General features: G+C 63.0%; 18 protein-coding genes. 8 read left to right on the forward strand and 10 right to left on the reverse strand.

The features are described 5' to 3' along the window. Positions 1–62: 62 nt before the first annotated feature. On the reverse strand, positions 63–1802 hold the full coding sequence (locus tag ACR65W_RS13075) for an acyl-CoA dehydrogenase (protein WP_434500831.1): 1740 nt from the start codon (positions 1800–1802) through the stop codon (positions 63–65). Positions 1803–1924: 122 nt separating this feature from the next. Between ACR65W_RS13075 and ACR65W_RS13080 the strand changes: the two genes are divergently transcribed. From ACR65W_RS13080 to ACR65W_RS13105, 6 genes are all read left to right on the forward strand, one after another. Then, on the forward strand, positions 1925–2485 hold the full coding sequence (locus ACR65W_RS13080) for a hypothetical protein (RefSeq protein WP_434500832.1): 561 nt from the start codon (positions 1925–1927) through the stop codon (positions 2483–2485). Positions 2486–2523: 38 nt separating this feature from the next. After that, positions 2524–2748: an FmdB family zinc ribbon protein gene (locus tag ACR65W_RS13085; RefSeq protein ID WP_170162493.1), complete on the forward strand. Its 225-nt coding sequence runs from the start codon at positions 2524–2526 to the stop codon at positions 2746–2748. Next, positions 2745–3620, forward strand: a complete 876-nt coding sequence (locus ACR65W_RS13090; protein ID WP_434500833.1) for an alpha/beta fold hydrolase — start codon at positions 2745–2747, stop codon at positions 3618–3620. The genes ACR65W_RS13085 and ACR65W_RS13090 overlap by 4 nt, the downstream gene beginning before the upstream one ends. Positions 3621–3821: 201 nt before the next feature. Next, positions 3822–4349, forward strand: a complete 528-nt coding sequence (infC, locus tag ACR65W_RS13095) for a translation initiation factor IF-3 (RefSeq protein ID WP_018408763.1) — start codon at positions 3822–3824, stop codon at positions 4347–4349. 122 nt (positions 4350–4471) lie between these two features. After that, the gene (locus ACR65W_RS13100; protein ID WP_434500834.1) at positions 4472–5317 is read left to right on the forward strand and encodes a hypothetical protein; all 846 of its coding nucleotides are present in this window, start codon (positions 4472–4474) and stop codon (positions 5315–5317) included. Positions 5318–5347: 30 nt separating this feature from the next. Next, positions 5348–5548: a hypothetical protein gene (locus ACR65W_RS13105; RefSeq protein ID WP_434500835.1), complete on the forward strand. Its 201-nt coding sequence runs from the start codon at positions 5348–5350 to the stop codon at positions 5546–5548. A gap of 19 nt (positions 5549–5567) precedes the next feature. Here the strand turns inward: ACR65W_RS13105 and ACR65W_RS13110 are convergent, their stop codons facing one another. The 7 genes from ACR65W_RS13110 to ACR65W_RS13140 form a co-directional block, all read right to left on the reverse strand. Further along, the gene (locus ACR65W_RS13110) at positions 5568–6398 is read right to left on the reverse strand and encodes an ABC transporter permease (RefSeq protein WP_434500836.1); all 831 of its coding nucleotides are present in this window, start codon (positions 6396–6398) and stop codon (positions 5568–5570) included. After that, positions 6395–7141, reverse strand: coding sequence for an ATP-binding cassette domain-containing protein (locus ACR65W_RS13115; RefSeq protein ID WP_434500837.1), 747 nt, complete (start codon positions 7139–7141; stop codon positions 6395–6397). The genes ACR65W_RS13110 and ACR65W_RS13115 overlap by 4 nt, the downstream gene beginning before the upstream one ends. Next, positions 7138–8091 carry a YVTN family beta-propeller repeat protein gene (locus tag ACR65W_RS13120; RefSeq protein ID WP_434500838.1) on the reverse strand — a complete coding sequence of 318 codons (954 nt, stop codon included), beginning with the start codon at positions 8089–8091 and terminating at the stop codon, positions 7138–7140. The genes ACR65W_RS13115 and ACR65W_RS13120 overlap by 4 nt, the downstream gene beginning before the upstream one ends. 131 nt (positions 8092–8222) lie before the next feature. Next, positions 8223–9401: an ABC transporter substrate-binding protein gene (locus ACR65W_RS13125; RefSeq protein ID WP_434500839.1), complete on the reverse strand. Its 1179-nt coding sequence runs from the start codon at positions 9399–9401 to the stop codon at positions 8223–8225. A 65-nt stretch (positions 9402–9466) separates the two neighbouring features. Beyond that, on the reverse strand, positions 9467–9871 hold the full coding sequence (locus tag ACR65W_RS13130) for an EF-hand domain-containing protein (RefSeq protein WP_434500840.1): 405 nt from the start codon (positions 9869–9871) through the stop codon (positions 9467–9469). 91 nt (positions 9872–9962) lie between these two features. After that, positions 9963–12362 carry a TonB-dependent receptor gene (locus tag ACR65W_RS13135; RefSeq protein ID WP_434500841.1) on the reverse strand — a complete coding sequence of 800 codons (2400 nt, stop codon included), beginning with the start codon at positions 12360–12362 and terminating at the stop codon, positions 9963–9965. A gap of 317 nt (positions 12363–12679) precedes the next feature. Beyond that, positions 12680–13408 carry a DUF1614 domain-containing protein gene (locus ACR65W_RS13140; RefSeq protein WP_434500842.1) on the reverse strand — a complete coding sequence of 243 codons (729 nt, stop codon included), beginning with the start codon at positions 13406–13408 and terminating at the stop codon, positions 12680–12682. Between the two features lie 319 nt (positions 13409–13727). Here ACR65W_RS13140 and ACR65W_RS13145 point away from each other — a divergent pair, with 319 nt between their 5' ends. Continuing rightward, the gene (locus ACR65W_RS13145) at positions 13728–14093 is read left to right on the forward strand and encodes an STAS/SEC14 domain-containing protein (RefSeq protein WP_434500843.1); all 366 of its coding nucleotides are present in this window, start codon (positions 13728–13730) and stop codon (positions 14091–14093) included. Here ACR65W_RS13145 and ACR65W_RS13150 read toward each other — a convergent pair. Beyond that, complete coding sequence (locus ACR65W_RS13150) at positions 14087–15418, reverse strand: ATP-binding protein (RefSeq protein WP_434500844.1); 1332 nt, start codon at positions 15416–15418, stop codon at positions 14087–14089. The two genes, ACR65W_RS13145 and ACR65W_RS13150, sit on opposite strands and share 7 nt — an antisense overlap. A 106-nt stretch (positions 15419–15524) precedes the next feature. Between ACR65W_RS13150 and ACR65W_RS13155 the strand changes: the two genes are divergently transcribed. Continuing rightward, positions 15525–16145, forward strand: a complete 621-nt coding sequence (locus tag ACR65W_RS13155; RefSeq protein ID WP_434500845.1) for a response regulator — start codon at positions 15525–15527, stop codon at positions 16143–16145. 40 nt (positions 16146–16185) lie between these two features. Here ACR65W_RS13155 and ACR65W_RS13160 read toward each other — a convergent pair whose 3' ends face one another. Further along, on the reverse strand, positions 16186–17223 hold the full coding sequence (locus ACR65W_RS13160; protein ID WP_434500846.1) for a cytochrome-c peroxidase: 1038 nt from the start codon (positions 17221–17223) through the stop codon (positions 16186–16188). Between the last annotated feature and the right edge of the window lie 55 nt (positions 17224–17278).

The raw sequence follows: 17278 nt of genomic DNA on the forward strand, positions 1-17278 counted from the left end.
GTGGATGACGGGCGCGGCCTGCTCCCTCTCCCGCGAAGCGGGGGAGGGTTGGGGAGGGGGCGTCACTCCCCAAGCCCCGCATGCGACTCGTTCACCGATGCGCCGCCGTCGATCACGGTCTTCGCCAATCCCGTCGCGGCGATCGCGATATTTTCGGCAAAGAAGCGGGCGAGCGCGGCGTAGCGCGCCGCATTCGAATCGGATTCGCGCTGCGCATGTTTCGCGCCTTTGACGAGCAGCGTCGCGCCGCGGGCCAGCGCGAAGAGGCGCAGATAGGGCGTCGCGCCGGCGAGTGCGCCGGCGAGTTCGGCTTTCGTCAGAAACGCGCTCGCCTGCGCCAGCGCCTCGACACTCTCGCGCAACGCCTCGCGCGAGACATCGGCTTCGCCCGCGATGGCGCGCATGTCCTCGATCTCGCGCGCGAGCGCCACGCCGTCGCCGCCGCGAATCTTGCGCGTCACGAGATCAATCGCCTGAATGCCGTTCGTGCCTTCGTAGATGGCGCAAATACGCGCGTCGCGCATGAGCTGCGCAACGCCGGTCTCCTCGATATAGCCCATGCCGCCGAAGACCTGCACCGCGAGCGAGGTCGTCTCATTGGCGATATCGGTCGAGAACGCCTTGGCGACGGGCGTCAGGAGAGAAGCGCGCGCATGCGCCGCCGTCGCGCGCGCGGGATCGCCTTCGCGATGCGCGCGATCGATCGCGGCGGCCGTCTCGTAGCAGATCGCCCGCGCCGCCGCCGTTGAACTCGCCATGGTCAGCAGCATGCGCGCGACGTCCGGATGCTCGATGATCGCGCTCGTCTCCTTGGCGCCGGGCGCGCTCCCCTGCTTGCGCTCGCGGGCGTAGCCGAGCGCCATTTGCGTCGCGCGTTCGGCGAGCGCCACGCCTTGCAGTCCGACGGAGAGTCGGGCGTTGTTCATCATGGTGAACATGCAGGCGAGGCCCTTGTTCTCCTCGCCGATGAGATAGGCGACGGCGCCGTCTTCATCGCCGTAGATCATGGTGCAGGTCGGCGAACCATGAATTCCGAGCTTGTGCTCGATGCCGGCGCATCGCACTTCGTTGCGCCGCGTGAAGCCGTCCGTTTCGTCGGGCAGGAATTTCGGCGCCAGGAACAGCGAAATGCCGCGCGTGCCTTCGGGCGCGTCGGGAAGGCGCGCCAGCACGAGATGCACGATGTTGGGCGCAAGATCATGCTCGCCATAGGTGATGAAAATCTTCTGGCCGAAGAGACGATAGGAGCCGTCAGGCGCGCGTTCGGCGCGGGTGCGCATCAATCCGAGATCGGAGCCGGCGCCGGGCTCAGTCAGGTTCATCGTCGCGGTCCATTCGCCGCTGACGATTCTGCGCAGATAAGTTTCCTTCAGCGCGTCGCTGGCATGGGCCTCCATCGCTTCGATCGCGCCATGGCCGAGCAGCGGGCAAACGGCGAAAGCCATATTGGCTGCGTTCCAGATCTCCGTGCAGCCGGCGTTGAGCAGGGCAGGGAGGTCCAGTCCGCCATAGTCCTCGCCGGCCGCGATGGCGTTCCAGCCGCCTTCTTTCCATTGCGCGTAGGCCTCTCGCCAGCCGGGAGGCGTCGTGACGGCGCCATTGGCGTATGTCGCGCCCACGCGATCGCCGATCCGATCAAGCGGCAGCAGAACCTGTTCGGCGAATTTGGCCGCCTCGGCCAGCGTCTGTTCGGCGACGCCGTCAGCGAGATCGCGGTAGACGCCGTCCGCCTCGATCGCGCCTTCGCCGGCTGCGAGGCGAAGCGCAAAAACAATGTCGTCGAGCGGCGCGCGATAGGTCATCCGATTTTCTCCAATCCGAATCGTTGCACGGAATCTAGCGCGCCAGCGTGGGCGCACGGGCCATCTCCTTCGTGTGCGTCAAAACGCATATTTCGCCTCATGGGTCTGGCATTCGCAGAAGTATGGATAAGAAATGGCGCTTCAATTACGAGGAGCGGGCGGCGGCGGCGCGCGCGGCGCATCAGGAAATCGGCCGCACTTTCGCGCGACTCAAGAATCGCAACGACGAGAACGATCCTGCGACGATCGCCTGGAAGGCGGCGATCGCCCGCTTTCATGACGCATTGCGGCTCGCCTATCCGGGTGATTTCGGAGAGGATCTCGAACGACTGAAAGCAGGCGACGCGCGTAGACTTGAGGGCGTGATTCGCTTTCTTGAAGCCGATCCGATGTTTTTCGGCTCTGGCTACGCCAAGGCCGATCTCATTCGTTTCATCAACCGCATGGCGCTGACCGAGCATCAGGCGGAGCGCCTTCGCGCGGTTGCTCTCGCGATCGTCGACCGGCGCGCGTCGCAGGAATTTCGGCGCTATTGCCGACTGGCCGCAAAGGTCAACCACCCAGCCTTGCGAGAGGAACTGCGGATTCGAGCGGCGGGCGGCGATCCCGCCGTTGCGCGGCGGGATCGCTGGATGCTCGCCTATGTCGAATCGCCGCCTTGCGCGAGGCGCGCCGGCCGGTAAAATCGGCGGATCGTCAATTCGGCAGATCAGAGGGACTCATGCCGCTTTTCGCCTATCGCTGCAGTGACTGCGCGCATCAGTTCGAGACTCTGTCGCGTTTCGACGAGATTCCCGAGTGCCCCGCTTGCGGCGGCGCCCATGTCGAGCGCCAGTTGTCGCTCATCGCGCGACCTGCCGCAGGCGGCGAATCTGCGGAGAGCTGCGCCGCGATGGCGGGCGGGTCGCCCTGTCCGAGCTGCCCGGCGTTAGCGGGCCAGATGTGACGTCGGCGGCGACGCTTCTCAAGGCGCGTCGGATCGTCGTTCCGGCGAACGGAATAGAGTTCGAGGTTTTCGAGGCGGGCGCGGGCGATCGACTCGCGCTGCTCTTGCACGGCTTTCCCCAGCACGCCGTCATGTGGCGTCATCTCGTCGGACCGCTCGCCGCCGCCGGATATCGCGTTTGGGCGGTCAATCAGCGCGGCTATGGCGCCACGACGCGCCCCGTGGAGAAAGACGCCTATTCGCTCGAGGCGTTGACAGCCGACGTCGCCGGATTGATCGACGCCGCGAATCCCGCCTCGGTCTCGCTTATCGGCCATGACTGGGGCGGTTTCGTCGCCTGGGTCGTCGCCATTCGCAAGCTGCGGCCGATCGACGCTCTCGTCGTTCTGAATATTCCGCACCCCCAGTGCTTCCTGCGCGCGCTCGAACAGGAATGGAGACAGAAGCTGAAGTCCGCCTATGCGGCCTTCTTTCAGGTGCCCTGGCTGCCTGAACGACTGCTGTCGGCGCGGCGCGGCGCGGGAGCCGAGTGGCTGATGCAACGGGCCGCAGGTCGGGACGGCGTCTTCGCAAAAGAGGCGATGGACATCTACCGCGCCAATGTCGCGGCGCCGGGCGCCGCCAGCGCCATGCTCAATTGGTATCGCGCCGCGGGCCGCGACATTCTGGCGGCGGAAGACCTCGATGCGCCGATAGATGCGCCGACGCTTTTGGTCTGGGGGATGCAGGACGTGGCGCTCGGCGAGTCCTGTCTTGACGGCACGGAATGCTATGTTCGCGATCTGCGGATCGAGCGTCTGCCAGGCGTGTCGCATTGGACGCCCGAAGACGCGCCGGAAAAAGTTAATGAGCTGATTTTGGGCTTTGTTTAAAATATTCGACGTTCCCGTCGCAAAAAGCAGCCTGTCGGGGCCAGTAACGGTTGACTTGGCGCGCTGGCGTGGGAATCTGTTCAATGGTCCCGGACCCCTGCGTCCGGCAGTCGCTGTTCTGCGCCTTTGCTCAGCTTGGCGCGCCTTTGGTTCAGCGGCCGGCTTTTGGCCAAGAGAAGGAGATGATCCATTCGCCGTCCAATGAAGAGCATCGCGGCCCCCCAGAAGGAAGGGCCGCGCATCAATCGGGAAATTCGCGCGCGAGAAGTGCAGCTAATCGATTCCGAGGGGAAAAATCACGGCGTCATCCAATTGCCGGACGCGCTGGGCATCGCCGAAGCGGCGGGACTCGATCTCGTCGAGATAGCGCCCAACTCCACGCCCCCCGTCTGCAAAATTCTTGATTACGGGCGTTTTCGCTTCGCCGAGCAAAAGAAGGCCGCCGAGGCCCGCAAAAAACAGAAAGTCGTCGAGGTTAAGGAAATAAAGCTTCGGCCCGGCATCGACGACCATGATTACGGCGTGAAAATGAAGGCGGTGCGCCGCTTCTTCGAAGAAGGCGACAAGGTTAAGGTCACTCTTCGCTTTCGCGGCCGCGAAATCGCGCATCAGGACATCGGCTATCGGCTTTTGTCCCGCGTGAAGGCTGAGACCGCCACGCTGGCCAAGGTCGAACTCGAACCGTCCATGGAAGGACGGCAGATGGTGATGGTGCTGGCGCCTCGATAGCGCGCGTCTCGCCGCAAGGGCAGGGGCCGGGCTGCGGCCGAGGGGTGGCGATCGCTATGTTTGGATCTGGGTTTGGCACTCTGACCGCGCGTCGCGCTTGCGTTCTCGGCGCGGCGGCGCTGATGGCTGCGGGCATCCCGCCTGCCAGAGCACAGCTTGTGCTGCCTGGGGCGGTCGCCCCGACTCCCGAAGGGACGGTCGCCAGTCCCGGACAAGCAAAGAAAAGGTCCATTGGCGGCGAGATGGGAGCGGCCGCGGGGCCGGCCATCATGCCCAAGGCGCCCACCGAAGACGCGATCGTCGGTAAAATTCTCAAACGCGACGGCGAGGGCAGCGCCATAGAATTCTCCCGTGCCGGAGCTGACCTGCAGGTCGCCAAGGTCACGCTCGTCGGGGACGATTTGCGGCGCTCCGGCGAAGCCTGCCGAGTCGAAGTGGCCGGAACGCCGTTGAAGCTCACGGCCCGCCAGAGCGACACCGGATTGCGGCGCTATCAAATCGCATTTCCAGCCTGCGCCTTCACATTCGATGTTCTTGACGGCGCGATTCTCGTCACCAACGAGGGCAAGGCGTGTGAACTGAAGGACGCGGGTTGCCGCGCCGATCCCGAAGGACTCTGGGGGATGAGCGCGGATGAAATCGACCCCAAGAAGGGCGAAGAGATGCTCGGCGCCCGCGCGCGTGTCGAGAAGACGGTACGAAGCACATTCCGCGCGCTTTACGACCAGAACAAGAAGGAAAAGGCGATCCGCAACTTCATTGTGAAGGAGCAGGCGGGCTTCTCCTCCTGGCGCGAGGAAGTGTGCCGGTCCTATGCGCGCGAGCCGGATTTCGGCTACTGCGCCTTGAGACTGACGGAAGCCCGCGCCATTGCGCTCGGCGCGCAGCTCGCCACTGGCGTCAAGTTGCCGCCTGGGGTCGCCGAAGAGGTCGCGGCGGAGAACACGAAGAAGGACGCGAAGAAATAGTCGCGGCGTGGTTTCGCCGGAGGGGGCGCAATGTTGAAATCAGCGGCGATGACAATCGTTCTGGCGATGCTCCTGTCGCCGCATTCCGCCGCCGCGAGCCCTTGGACCGAAGGACAGGCCGAGTGGTTCAGGCATGGCGCGCGGCATGGGCGCTGGGACTGCTACGGCAAATGTCCTGAAGGGCGCATTCGCAATCGCGAAACTCAGCGCAGCCATCATCGTCCGCGCTAACGCCGGCATAAACCACCGTTCAACCGCCCCTGCGCATCAACATGCCGCGCCCCGGATCATAAGCGAGGATGGCCGCGACCAGGAACGCGCTCGTGTAGGCGAAAACAATCGTGAGCGAAGTCCACTCGACTTTCTCATGGAAGGCGAAGCGGATCAGTTCGACCGCATGCGTGAACGGATTGACCTCGCACACGTAATAGAGCCAGGGGCTCGACTCTTTCACGCGCCACAGCGGGTAGAGCGCGGAGGAGGCGAAGAACATCGGAAAAATCACGAAATTCATTACGCCAGCAAAATTTTCGAGCTGTTTGATCAGCGATGACAGCAGCATGCCGAGCGCGCCGAGCATCAGGCCACTGAGCGCGAGCGCCGGCAGCAGGGTGAGATAGCCCCATTTCGTCGGCGGCTCGATCTCCCAGAAATAGGCGATCACCAGGAAGGCGTAGACCTGCAGTATCGAGACGGCGACGCCGGCGAGAAGTTTGGAGCCGAGCAGAAACCAGCGCGGAAAGGGCGAGACGAGCAGCGTGCGCATGCTGCCCATTTCGCGGTCGTAGACCATCGAGAGCGAGGACTGCATGCCGTTGAACAGCTGGATCATCGCCATCAGGCCGGGCGCGATATAGACCTCGTAAAGGACGTAAGTTTCGTAAGGCGGGATGATCGAAACGCCGAGCACCTGCCGGAACCCCGCCGCGAAAATAAAGAGCCAGACGAGCGGGCGCACCAGCGCCGAGACGAAGCGTTCGCGCTGATGCAGAAAGCGCAGGCCCTCGCGCCAGACGACTCCCGAGAGGCAGATGAGATATTGGCGAAGGGTGAAGCCTCTCGGCGCGGCAATTTCGCTCATGCCGAAAGCTTCTCCTGACCGATCCCGGCGATGCGCGCGAAAGCGTCGCCAATATTCGCCGCGCCTTGCGCCGCGACGATCTCCCGCGCCCGGTCGGTCGCGAGCACCTTGCCCTGATGCAGAATGACCACCTGATCATCGTCGGCGATCTCGTCGACAAGATGCGTGGTCCACAAAACGCCGAGATGTTGATCGCGCACCAGACCGCGGACAAGCGCGAGGAGATCGGCGCGCGCCTTGACGTCGAGCCCGACAGTCGGCTCGTCAAGAAGCAGCAGCCGCGGATCATGCAGCAGCGCGCGGGCAATTTCGACGCGGCGCATCTGTCCCCCAGACAGGGAGCGCGCCTTGTCCTTCGCGCGGTCCGCGAGGCCCGCGCGCGATAGCGCCGCCTGTCCAAGGCGGCGCGCGTCGATCGGGCCGATGCCGTGCAGGGCTGCGTGGTAGAGGAGATTCTGCATCACGCTGAGTTCGAGATCGAGCGTGCGCGCCTGAAAGACGACGCCAAGCTGGCGTAGCGCTGCGCCGGGCTCGCGCATGACGTTATGGCCGAAGATGTCAATCTCGCCGTGACGCGCCGCGTAGAGCCGCGTGATCAGCGAGAACAACGTGCTCTTGCCCGCGCCGTTTAATCCAAGCAGCACCGTAAAGCTGCCGGCCGGGACGGAAAAACTGACGTCGTCGAGCGCCTTGCGCGCGCCATAAGAGTGGCTGACATTTCTGATCGCGAGCGCGGGAGTCATTGCGGCGCCACGACGACGCCCCAGGGGAAAGCGCCGACCGGGATTGACTTCACCACTTTGAGCGATGCGACGTCGATCACCGAGACGTCGTTGGAGACGCCATTGGCGGTGAGCAGATATTTTTCGTCGGGCGTGAAAGCGAGGTGCCAGACGCGCTGACCGACGAGCAGATATTTTTCGATCCTTTTCGTCTCGGCGTCGATCACCGCGACGCGATTGGCTGGCCCCAGCGCGACGAAGGCGCGTTTACCGTCGCGCGTGAATGAAATGCCGATCGGCTGGATCGCCTCTTTCGACATCGCCGGAATGTCGAAGGCGATCTTCTGTTTCAACTCACGTTTCGTAGGATCGATGACCGAAACCGTCCCGCCGACTTCCGAGGAAACCCACAGCTCCGAACCGTCCTTCTTGAACTCGGCGAAACGCGGCCGGCCATCGACGAGAATATTCGCGACGATCTCTTTCGACTGCGTGTCGATCAGATGCGCCATATTGGTCGTTTCCGAGGTGTTGACGAGCAGCTTGCCGTCGGGACTGATGGCCATGCCCTCGGGTTCGACGCCGACGGGAATGTCGCCGATCATTTCCTTCTTCTTCACGTCGATCAGCGTGACGAGATTGTCGTTTTCGTTCGAGACATAAATCACGTCGCCATCGGGACTGAGCGCCAGGAGCTCGGGATCCGGGCCCGAGGGCAGCTTTCCGGTGACCTTGAGCGTCTTCGTGTCGAGCACTTGAATGGCGTCGTCGTCGCCGGCGCAGATATAGAGTTCGGAGCCATCCTTGTTGAGCGCAATGCCGCGCGGGCGTCGGCCGACCTTCACGGTCGCTGTCGCTTCCATCTTCTCCGTATCGAGGACGGTGATGGAATTGCCCTTCTCGTTGCTGACGTACGCCTTGTAGGCGTGGGCGGGCGCGATCAAAGTTGCGAGCAGCGCCGCGACCCACAACCCCCTCCCTATCCCTCCCCCGCTTAGCGGGAGAGGGGACGCTAACGATCGGCGTTTCGCGAAAAGGAGCGGGAGGCCGAATCTGCTCCCTCTCCTGCGGCAGCGGGGGGGGGGTGGGGAGGGGGCGCGCTTCATTGCAATTTGCATTTCGTCTCCGGCTGATCGACTCCAAGCGTGTCGAGTTCGCTCGTTTGATGGAGAAAGCCTTCCTGCGGCGAAACCGAGACGATCATCCGTCCGTCGGAAAGCAGTATCGGCTGGCGCAATTGCTGGTTCCAGGGCCGCAGCGTCAGCCGAACGCCTTTGAACGCGGCGATGGAGAAGTCCGTGCCGAGCAGGTAGAGGCGGAGCTTTTCGGGGTCGTTCGACCCGGTGCGCGTTGCGGCTTCGCCGATCATCCGCATGGCGGTCCACGCCGCATTGTCTCGCGCATTCATCAGGCGCCTGAACGTCTGAGTGAAGCGATTCTGCAACTGGCGCGCGCCCCATTGCTCATGTGAGGCGTCCCAGCTTGTCGGCATGAGTCCGCCGGAGCCCGCCACGGGACGCGGGTCCCAGGTGCGGTAGGGCAGATAGCCGCCAAAGACCTCGTTCTCGTCGGCGGCGATGAGCGTGTCATAGGCGGGCGCGTTCTGCGTCAGGACCGGGATCTGCCGCTGGGTCTGCACGGAGCCGGAGTCGCTGCGCCGTCCGCCGCCGGTGTCTTCATAGACGCGTTCCTCGACGACCTTCGCGCCGAATTTTTTGGCGCTCTTGTGGAAGGCTTGCGCCAAAAGTTCGTCTTCCGGATGCGACCCCTTGACGAGGAGCCAGCGGCGCCATTGCTTCCAGATGAGATATTGCGCGAGACCATCAGTGAGCATCGACCGCGTCGGCGCGACATGGATGACATTGGCGCGGCAGTCCTCTTCGCGAAGCCTGTCATCCGTCGCGGAGACATTAAAAAGCAGGGCGCCTTTGGGCTTCGCGCGCTCGGAAGCGGCAAGCAGACGTTCGGGCGAAAGATCGGCGATGATGAACAGCGCGCCCTTATCGAAGAGCGCGTCGAGGGCCGCCACGACGTCATCGCCGTCCTCGAGCTTGGCGTCGATCGCCTCGAACGTCTGGTTGGTGAATTTGCCTGTGGTGTTGTTGTCGGCTGCGCCCATCAGCGCCCCCGCGAGCGTATCGTCGGCGGCCGGAATATCGAGAATAGAGAGGGTTTCTCGGGCGTGCGTTTCGCGCAGGACGCCGACTTTGACGTTGACCGTTTCAGCCGCGACCGGCGCGGCGAAAAGCACGAAACAGAAGGCGGCGACCAAGCTTTTCATATTGCCTAGATGGCCGCTTTGGCGCGCAGGATCAAGTTCTTCAGAGCCCGCGCGCCTTCCTCGATTCACCGTGTCACGCGCAGCAGCGCCTTACCCTTCTTGGATGCAAGCTCCTTGGCGTCGAGCGTGCCGTCATTGTCGGGATCCGCATCCTTGAACATGACGGAGACCATCGTCAGAAATTCGTCCTTTGACAGCGTGCCGTCATTGTCCGGATCGGCCGTTTTGAAATCCTTCTTTGAGACGCGGCCTTTCATTTCTTTAAAATCGACCGTTCCGTCAGCGTCCTTCTCGAGGCTCGCAAAGAGATCAGTCGCAGACTTGTTGATTTCCTTGAGATCGACAGTTCCGTCATCGTCGGTGTCGAGCGCGGCCACGGCGCCCGCCGCCTTCTTGGCGAGCGCCGACGTCGCCGGCAGCGTCATGACGCCAGCAAGCGCGAGCGCGCCGAATAGCAATGCTTTCTTCATGTGCGACTCCTTTGGGTAAGGCCATCGCACGCAATATAGCGCGGGCGCCGCCGAGCCGGCTAGCGGCCCGCGACATTCCTGCCCTCTGGCGTCAGTAGGTGATCTTCACGCCCCCATAGACGCCGAGCGGCGGCCCAATCGAGACCATGCGCGGATTGTTGAAGGCGAGGAAGGAGATGTCATTCGTGTCGAAAAACGTGCCGAAGCTGCGCGCTCGGGTGTTGGTGACATTTTCGAGCAGGCCGTAGACCTGGATGTTCGGGCCAAGCTGATACGACGTGCGAAAATTGAGAATGCCGTAAGATGGCAGCCTTCCTGCGAGGTTGATCTCATCGCCGCGAATCCACGGACCGGAGGAATACTGAAAGTCGGCGCCAACTTTCCACAGCGGGCTCACGGCGAAATCAATCCCGGTCTTGAACCGGTGACGCGGCACTGAGGTTAGATTTGCGCCGGGCGTCACCAGGATGGAGCCGCCGGTCCCAAAAATCCCGGTCAGCGGATTATCAGGCGCGCCGAGCACGATCGTCGAGCGGAACGTCGCGTCCGTGTGCGTGTAGTTCAAAAAGGCGTTCACCCGTTCGGTCGTGTAGCGGAACGACGATTCGACGCCTTGGCGTAGAGTCGTGCCAGCGTTAGTGAAATAGCCGCGGCCGTTGATCGAACTTGGCACGCTCAGAATGTCATTGAAGCTATAGGTGCGGAAGACGCCAAGGCTCCAGTTGAGATTGCCGGGAAGCGCGTCGGCATAGGCGGGCAGGACCGTGGGCATGGCAAGATCGCCCCGAAAGCCGGCTTCGATCGTTTGCGCCTCCACCTGCTTCAGCGGCGGATCGGCGACGAGGAAGTTGTCGATCAGACAGGGCCGGTTGGGATCGGCGCAGCCGAGTTCGAGCGGCGTCGGCGCGCGGTTAGCCTCGGAATAGCTGGCGTAGGCGGAGACGTTCGGCAGTATTTTGTAGGTCAGGCCCGCGACCGGATTGATGCGGGTGAAAATGCCATTGCCGTTCAGCGTCGTGCCTCTCATGTCGTAGAGCGCGATGCCGGCGCGGTTGAAACGGGCGCCCGCCGTAACCTTCAAATCATCGGTCAGATCGAGCGAGTCGAGGGCGTAGACGCCGAGATAATCGTTCGCCGCGCGCACAGAGACGCTGGAGATGCCGGTCGCCTGCTCTTCGACAATGTAGCCGAAGCCCCCGACGACGAGATTGGGCTGAATGATGCCCAGCTCCTCATTGGCCGAGAAGGCGGTCCAACCATGATCGTAGCTGACGCCGAAGGTGATCTTGTTATGGAAGCCGAAATAGAGATCGTCGTTCGTGACCTGCACCGTGCCGCCGACGGTGCGCGAACGCGTCCAGGTTCTATCGATCGCCCCCAGAGCGACCTGCCCGTTGAAGAAATTGGGGATGTTTGTGTCGCCGGCGTCGCTCTCGCACAGCGACTCGTCGGCTTCGCATTCGAATTCCGTCGTATTGCCGTCGACCCTCGCCTGATCGAAGGCGCGGTAATGGATGTCGCCAAAGAGCTTCCATGTCGGCGTCGCCTGAAACACGCCATTGATGTCGAACATCGAGAGCGTGTTCTTGATCGTCTGCGGCGTGGTGAACACCGCGCTTTCGTCGAGATTGGTCAGATCGACCGGCGCCGGCCCTGAAACGCCGAACTTGTTATTGGCGAGCGTCACATTGGCGTGGATCTCGCCGCTCTCGCCGCGGTAGCCGACATCCCCATAGAAGCGCTTGATGTGCGCGCCGGAAAACTGGCGGTAGCCGTCGTCGCCGAGCGCCTCCATCGCCATGTAGGTGGCGAACGGCCCAGAGATGAGACCGTGCTGCATTGATGCCTGGCGACGGCCGCGGCTGCCGAAACGCCCGTCGAGTTCGAAGCCCTGCCATGTGAAGCCGGTTTTCATGTCGAGCGTGACGGCGCCGCCGATGGCGTTGAGGCCGAACAGCGGGTTGCCGGTGACGAGCGTGAAGCGATCAATCGCAACGCTCGGAATCATGTCCCAGTAGACGTTGTCGCCCCAGGCTTCATTGACGCGAATGCCGTTCTGATAAACAGCGAGGCCTTGCGGCGTTCCGGCGATGGGCGAGGCGACGAAGCCGCGGAAATCGATTTCCGGCAGGAACGGGCCGCCCGCCACGTCATTGACGGTGACGCCGGGCGCCTGACGAACGAGGTTTTCCGGGAGATTGAAAGCGCGCGTGTTCTGCAGCTCATTGCCGGTGATCGTATAGGTCGCGGCTGGAACAGCGTAGCGCACGATGGGAGACGCCGGCTGAGCAGGCGTCGCTGGCGCTGACGTCACCGACGCCCGACCTGCCGGCGCGCGCTGGGTCGAGGGCGTCGTCTGAACAGGCGGCCGCGCGGTCGAACGCAGAGGCGCGCCTCCCACCTCGATCGTCGGCAGCGCCTGCTGCGCGCGGGCTGTCGTGGCGAGAGAGGCGCAAAGAGCGATGAGCGAGACCTGTTTGACGTAGCGCATTGAGAGCCCTGGAACATTTAATCCTGTTGAACGACTTATAGCTATGAGGCTCGCAGCCGGTAGTGGCCAGAGGCGACAAACCGGCAATATTTCCCGTCTGTTGTACGACGGCTACACTTCTGAAAAATAACGCAAAACCGCGGATGTGTTCCTGTATTTTTCGGGAAGATATCCCGACTCGTGCGACGAAGGCGAACGGCCGTGCGCTCCAGCGTCAACAGCCGAATACTGGCGGGATAAATGTGTTTGTCCGGCGCAAAATTGCCGTCAAGCGCGTCGAACATGCGGGCTCGCGCGCTGTTGGCCCGGCGCAGATCTTAAGTCGTCGCGGAAACGCCAGTGGTTTTCCGCCGCAAGGGCAGGCTCGCGATCAGAACAGCAAGAATTCCGGTGACGAAAATGCCGTCGAACGTTCCTGCGCCGCCAAACGAGACGATCGGCGTCCCGATGCCCTCGATTTTATCAAGATTGAGCAGGTCGGCGCCGATAAGCGTGCCGAGACTGCCGCTGACATAGGCGACCGGCGCAGCGAAATCGCGCGACAACAGGATTGCGAGAGCCGCCGACAACAGCGGCGGCGCCAGGATCGGCACACTAATGCCGGCGCCGGGCACAATCCGCGCAAAGTAATGGACAACCACAGCGACGATCGCCGTCGCAAGCGCTGCGACGATCCAGATGCGATTGCGGACGAGCAAATAGATCGAAAGCAACAGCGGAATAACGGCGCCGCCGACATTGACCGCCAGTATCATTCCCGGCCAATCGACCACCACCGGGACGACATAGCGCCTCCCGAAAAAGTCGATCATCTCTTGAGGAACGACGCGTTCGTCGGCGAAGTGCGCGATCGGAATGTTCACATAGCTTCCCAGAAGCGACGCGAGCAAGAGGAGCGTCGCAAATTTGGAACTCAGGCCGATGCGGCCGAACGCATAGCGAAGCACTCCAAACTGGATCAGCAGGAACAGCGCGATGAGCGCGCCCAGGAAGACCGCGTAGAGGATTGGCGGCAGCGGGAGATAGTCAACATGTTGTGAGTTCACGCGCCACCCCGTGCGTTGCGGTGCGTCGACCGTTAAGCCGCATATAGGGGCGAAGCGATGCGAGTCGAGTTGAGTCTCAGTTAGGCGAAGGGCCGAGCCGAAGCGAGACGGAGCGCGACCTTAGCTTGACCCTCGCAGTGGCCCGGCGGCGTCTGCCGGAACGGATGCTCGCCCGATCTAAATTTTGGCGATTGTCTTCAAATTCCTGGCGGACAGCACAATTACGCGATGTCGGGCGCTCGAGCATCGACGCGGCGTCCAAAAGTGGAGTCCTGCGCATAGCCGCATCTTGCGCGGCGAAGATTTGAGGAGAAAGCCGGTGATCGAGCAGCTCTCGAACTTTCCCGCGAACGTCGTTGCGATCGTTTGCAAGGGACGCGTGACGAAAGCGGATTATGACGCCGTTCTTGTGCCGGCGGTTCGAGATGCGCTCGAGAAACATGACAAGGTCAGGATCTATTACGAAATCGCGCCTGATTTTTCGGGATTTGATCCGGGCGCGATGTGGGAGGACTTTAGGGTCGGCATGGAGCATCTCACGCGCTGGGAACGTGTCGCGCTTGTCACGGATGTTGAGTGGATCAAGCACACGATGCAGTTTTTCAGCTTCATGATGCCCGGCGACATGAAGGCCTTTCCGACCGCGCATGCCGATCAGGCGCGCGACTGGATTGTCGCTCAGTGACGCGCCGCTCCGCCCTCGCGCATCGGCAGCGACGCGGTTAGCCGCGCGCCGCCCTTTGCGTCGTTCGCAAGCGTGAGCGCGCCGCCGAGCGCGCCGACTCGTTCGCTCATGCCGCGCAAGCCGAGACCGCTCGAAGACGGCGAACGAGTCGCTTGGAGACCCGCCCCATTGTCCCGCACGACAATATGCAATGCGCCCTTCGACCGCTTGACGGCAACCTCGACTCGATTGGCGCCTGAATGTCGAAGCGCATTGGCGAGCGCTTCCTGCACGATGCGATAGGCGGTGAGCGCGGTCGCCTCTTCGATGTCCGCTGAGGCGCCGTCGAGCGAAAGCGCGATGGCGACCTTCGGATTGGCTTGGCGCCAGCCTTGCGCCAGCGCCTCTAACGCGTCGGCAAGTCCCATCTCCTCGAGGGCGGCGGGACGCAGCCGGCCGAGAATGCGCCTGTTGACCTGTTGCAGAGCGGCGATCTGCGCGTCGATGCGGGCGCAGTCTGCGGCGAGCCGGGTCGGGTCTGCGCCCGACGCCGTCGCCCGTCGCGCCAACGCGCCAACGCCAGCGCGCACCGTGAACAGAAAGGGGCCGATTTCGTCATGCAGATCGCGGGCGATGTCTTTTCGCTCTTCGTCCTGCACATGGATCATGCGCCGCACGAGCTTGCGATTTTCTTCGTCGAGCCGTTGCAGCGTTGCGGCGAGCGCGTTGATTCGTTCGGCGATGATGACGAATTCCGGAGAGCCGTCGGCGGGAACGCGCATCGAATGCTCGCCGCGCTCCAGACGCTTCAGTCCCTCCGCGAGCGTCGCGACCGGACGCAGCGTCCGCGACACGGCGAGCGAAACGAGCGCGAAGGCGGCGACGGCGATTCCCGCGCCGCCGATCGCGAGCCAGACGATCTCCTGCCAAATCTCGGCGATCTCATCCGCGGGATTGGGAGCGATCATGATCGCGGCGCCGCGGCCGGTTTCGATTCGGGTCACGGCGGCGTTCGGCAGCACGAGCCGGGTGAACCACTGCGGCGCGCGGTCGACGTCCTCCCGAGCGGGCGTCTCCTCTCCGGCGAGCGTGACGCGAACATGGCGCAGCCGCCGCGCGTCGACGAGAAGTCGCGCGATCTCCGCCTGCGGATCTGGCGCCGCGTCAAGCCGCGTTAGCGTCGCTTCTATGAGTTCGCGCGCAAGCCGCGTCGCGCCGTCGGCTTCGGCGCGAACGCGCGCGCCCGCATGCAATACGAGCAGGCCGACGCCGAGCGCCAATCCCAGCGCAAGCACGACGCCGAGCAGCAGCGACAGGCGAAGGCGCAGGGAGAGCCTTCGAAGCATGGGCCAATTCTCTAGAGAAGCATGCGACTTTACGAAAGGCCCCAAATGCCGGCAATGTTTCGCCGCCTGCCTTCGGCAAGCCCGGGATACTTGGAGCCACGCCATTATGCGCGTTCTTATCGTCGACGACCATCCGATCATCGTTTCCGGCTGCGCGGCGATGCTCGCCGGTGAAGGCGACATCGACGTCGTCGACGCGCGAGACGCGGAGACGGGTCTTGCCGTCTTCGTGGCGCAAAAGCCGGACGTGACCGTCGTCGACATCGGCCTGCCGGGGGTTTCGGGATTTGAGTTGACGCGGCGGATTCTCGCAGCTGATCCGCAGGCGCGCATCGTCGTCTTCAGCATGAACGACGATCCGATCTTCGCGGCGCGCGCGATTCAGATGGGCGCCAAAGGCTATGTGACGAAGAACGACGATCCCTATCTCTTGCTGACCGCGGTGCGCGAGGTCGCGTCCGGCGGCGTTTTCCTCATGCCCAAAATCGCCAACCAGCTCGCCTTCGAAAAGAGCGGCGCTTCGGCCAGTCCGCTCTCCGCGTTGACCGCGCGCGAATTGGAGATCTTGCGAATGCTCGGGCGCGGGCTCGGCATGGCGGAAATCGCCGACGCGACTCAGGTCTCCTACAAGACCATCGCCAACAGCTGCTCGATCATGAAACGAAAGCTTGGCGCGCGCACGCCGATGGAGCTGATGCGCATGGCGCTCGAACACAAGTTGACCTGAGAGGCGTATCCCTTCTCCCGCATGCGGGAGAAGGTGCGGCCTATTTCGTCTCGGCGTCCGGATAGGGCTCCGGCGCAGAATAATTCGCAGGAACGGGGCCGGTCAGCGCGCCGAGAAAGGCGACAATGTCGGCCGCGTCCTTGTCCGACAAGTCCTGCCCGAGCTGCGTCGCGCCCATGATTTTCACGGCTTCGGTCAGATTGTCGACGGACCCGTCGTGAAAATAGGGCGCTGTCTGCGCGACATTGCGAAGGCTCGCGACCTTGAAGACATAAAGGTCGGCGTCATTCTTTGTGACGTCGGCGCGACCCCTGTCCGGCGTCGTGACTCCTGTCGCCTTCCAGTAGTCGCTCACGACGCCAAATTTCTGAAAGGAATTGCCGCCGACGCCCGGGCCATTGTGGCAAGAGGCGCAGCCGAGATCGATGAAATTGCGCAGCCCGGCCTCCTCTTGAGTCGTCAGCGCCGAGGCGTCGCCCGAAAGGAAGGCGTCGAACTTGGAGGGCGTCAGCAGGGTGCGCTCGAAGGCGCCGACCGCGACGCCCCAATTCTTGGAATTGATGGGGTCCTTGTCGCCGGGGAACGCTTTGGCGAAGGCGCCGGCGTAGGCGGGAACCGCCTTCAGCTTGCTCATCGCCGTCGCCTGATCGGGATTGCCGAAGCTCGCCGCGCCGAGCAGCGATTTTTCCGCCTGGTCTTCGAGCGATTCGCGTTCGCCGCGCCAATGCTGTTTGAAATTCAGCGCGGCGTTGAAGATCGACGGCGCGTTGCGTGGATTCTCCTTGCCGAACACGCCGATCGCCTTCGGCAGCCCGTCGCTCGCCTGCTTGTCCGGCAAATGGCAATGCGCGCAACTGACGTTGCCGTCCATCGACACGCGGTTTTCGAAAAACAGCCGGCGACCAAGCGCGATTCGCGCCGCCGTCACCGAATCATTGATGGGGGGAGGAATGACGATCGGCTGGAAATTCTGTTTCGCGTCCTCAAGAAGAGTCTTCGCGTTCGGAGGTTCCGCGTGGGCGGTCGCAGCCATGAACAGGAGAGAGACGAGGGCGATGAAAAAAGAAGGCGAGCGCAAATTCGACGCTCCTGTTCGCGGCCACTCGTCTCGCCGACGTTGGCCAAAATTATTC

The organism is Methylocystis sp., from assembly GCF_051062815.1.
Taxonomy (GTDB): domain Bacteria; phylum Pseudomonadota; class Alphaproteobacteria; order Rhizobiales; family Beijerinckiaceae; genus Methylocystis.

Excerpts from the sequence above, each read along its gene's own strand:
- ACR65W_RS13075 (WP_434500831.1), bottom strand. The coding sequence starts at position 1,802 with ATGACCTATCGCGCGCCGCTCGACGACATTGTTTTTGCGCTTCGCCTC.
- infC (WP_018408763.1), top strand. The coding sequence starts at position 3,822 with ATGAAGAGCATCGCGGCCCCCCAGAAGGAAGGGCCGCGCATCAATCGG.
- ACR65W_RS13080 (WP_434500832.1), top strand. The coding sequence starts at position 1,925 with ATGGATAAGAAATGGCGCTTCAATTACGAGGAGCGGGCGGCGGCGGCG.
- ACR65W_RS13135 (WP_434500841.1), bottom strand. The coding sequence starts at position 12,362 with ATGCGCTACGTCAAACAGGTCTCGCTCATCGCTCTTTGCGCCTCTCTC.
- ACR65W_RS13100 (WP_434500834.1), top strand. The coding sequence starts at position 4,472 with ATGGCTGCGGGCATCCCGCCTGCCAGAGCACAGCTTGTGCTGCCTGGG.
- ACR65W_RS13115 (WP_434500837.1), bottom strand. The coding sequence starts at position 7,141 with ATGACTCCCGCGCTCGCGATCAGAAATGTCAGCCACTCTTATGGCGCG.
- ACR65W_RS13105 (WP_434500835.1), top strand. The coding sequence starts at position 5,348 with ATGTTGAAATCAGCGGCGATGACAATCGTTCTGGCGATGCTCCTGTCG.
- ACR65W_RS13150 (WP_434500844.1), bottom strand. The coding sequence starts at position 15,418 with ATGCTTCGAAGGCTCTCCCTGCGCCTTCGCCTGTCGCTGCTGCTCGGC.
- ACR65W_RS13110 (WP_434500836.1), bottom strand. The coding sequence starts at position 6,398 with ATGAGCGAAATTGCCGCGCCGAGAGGCTTCACCCTTCGCCAATATCTC.
- ACR65W_RS13130 (WP_434500840.1), bottom strand. The coding sequence starts at position 9,871 with ATGAAGAAAGCATTGCTATTCGGCGCGCTCGCGCTTGCTGGCGTCATG.
- ACR65W_RS13155 (WP_434500845.1), top strand. The coding sequence starts at position 15,525 with ATGCGCGTTCTTATCGTCGACGACCATCCGATCATCGTTTCCGGCTGC.
- ACR65W_RS13125 (WP_434500839.1), bottom strand. The coding sequence starts at position 9,401 with ATGAAAAGCTTGGTCGCCGCCTTCTGTTTCGTGCTTTTCGCCGCGCCG.
- ACR65W_RS13085 (WP_170162493.1), top strand. The coding sequence starts at position 2,524 with ATGCCGCTTTTCGCCTATCGCTGCAGTGACTGCGCGCATCAGTTCGAG.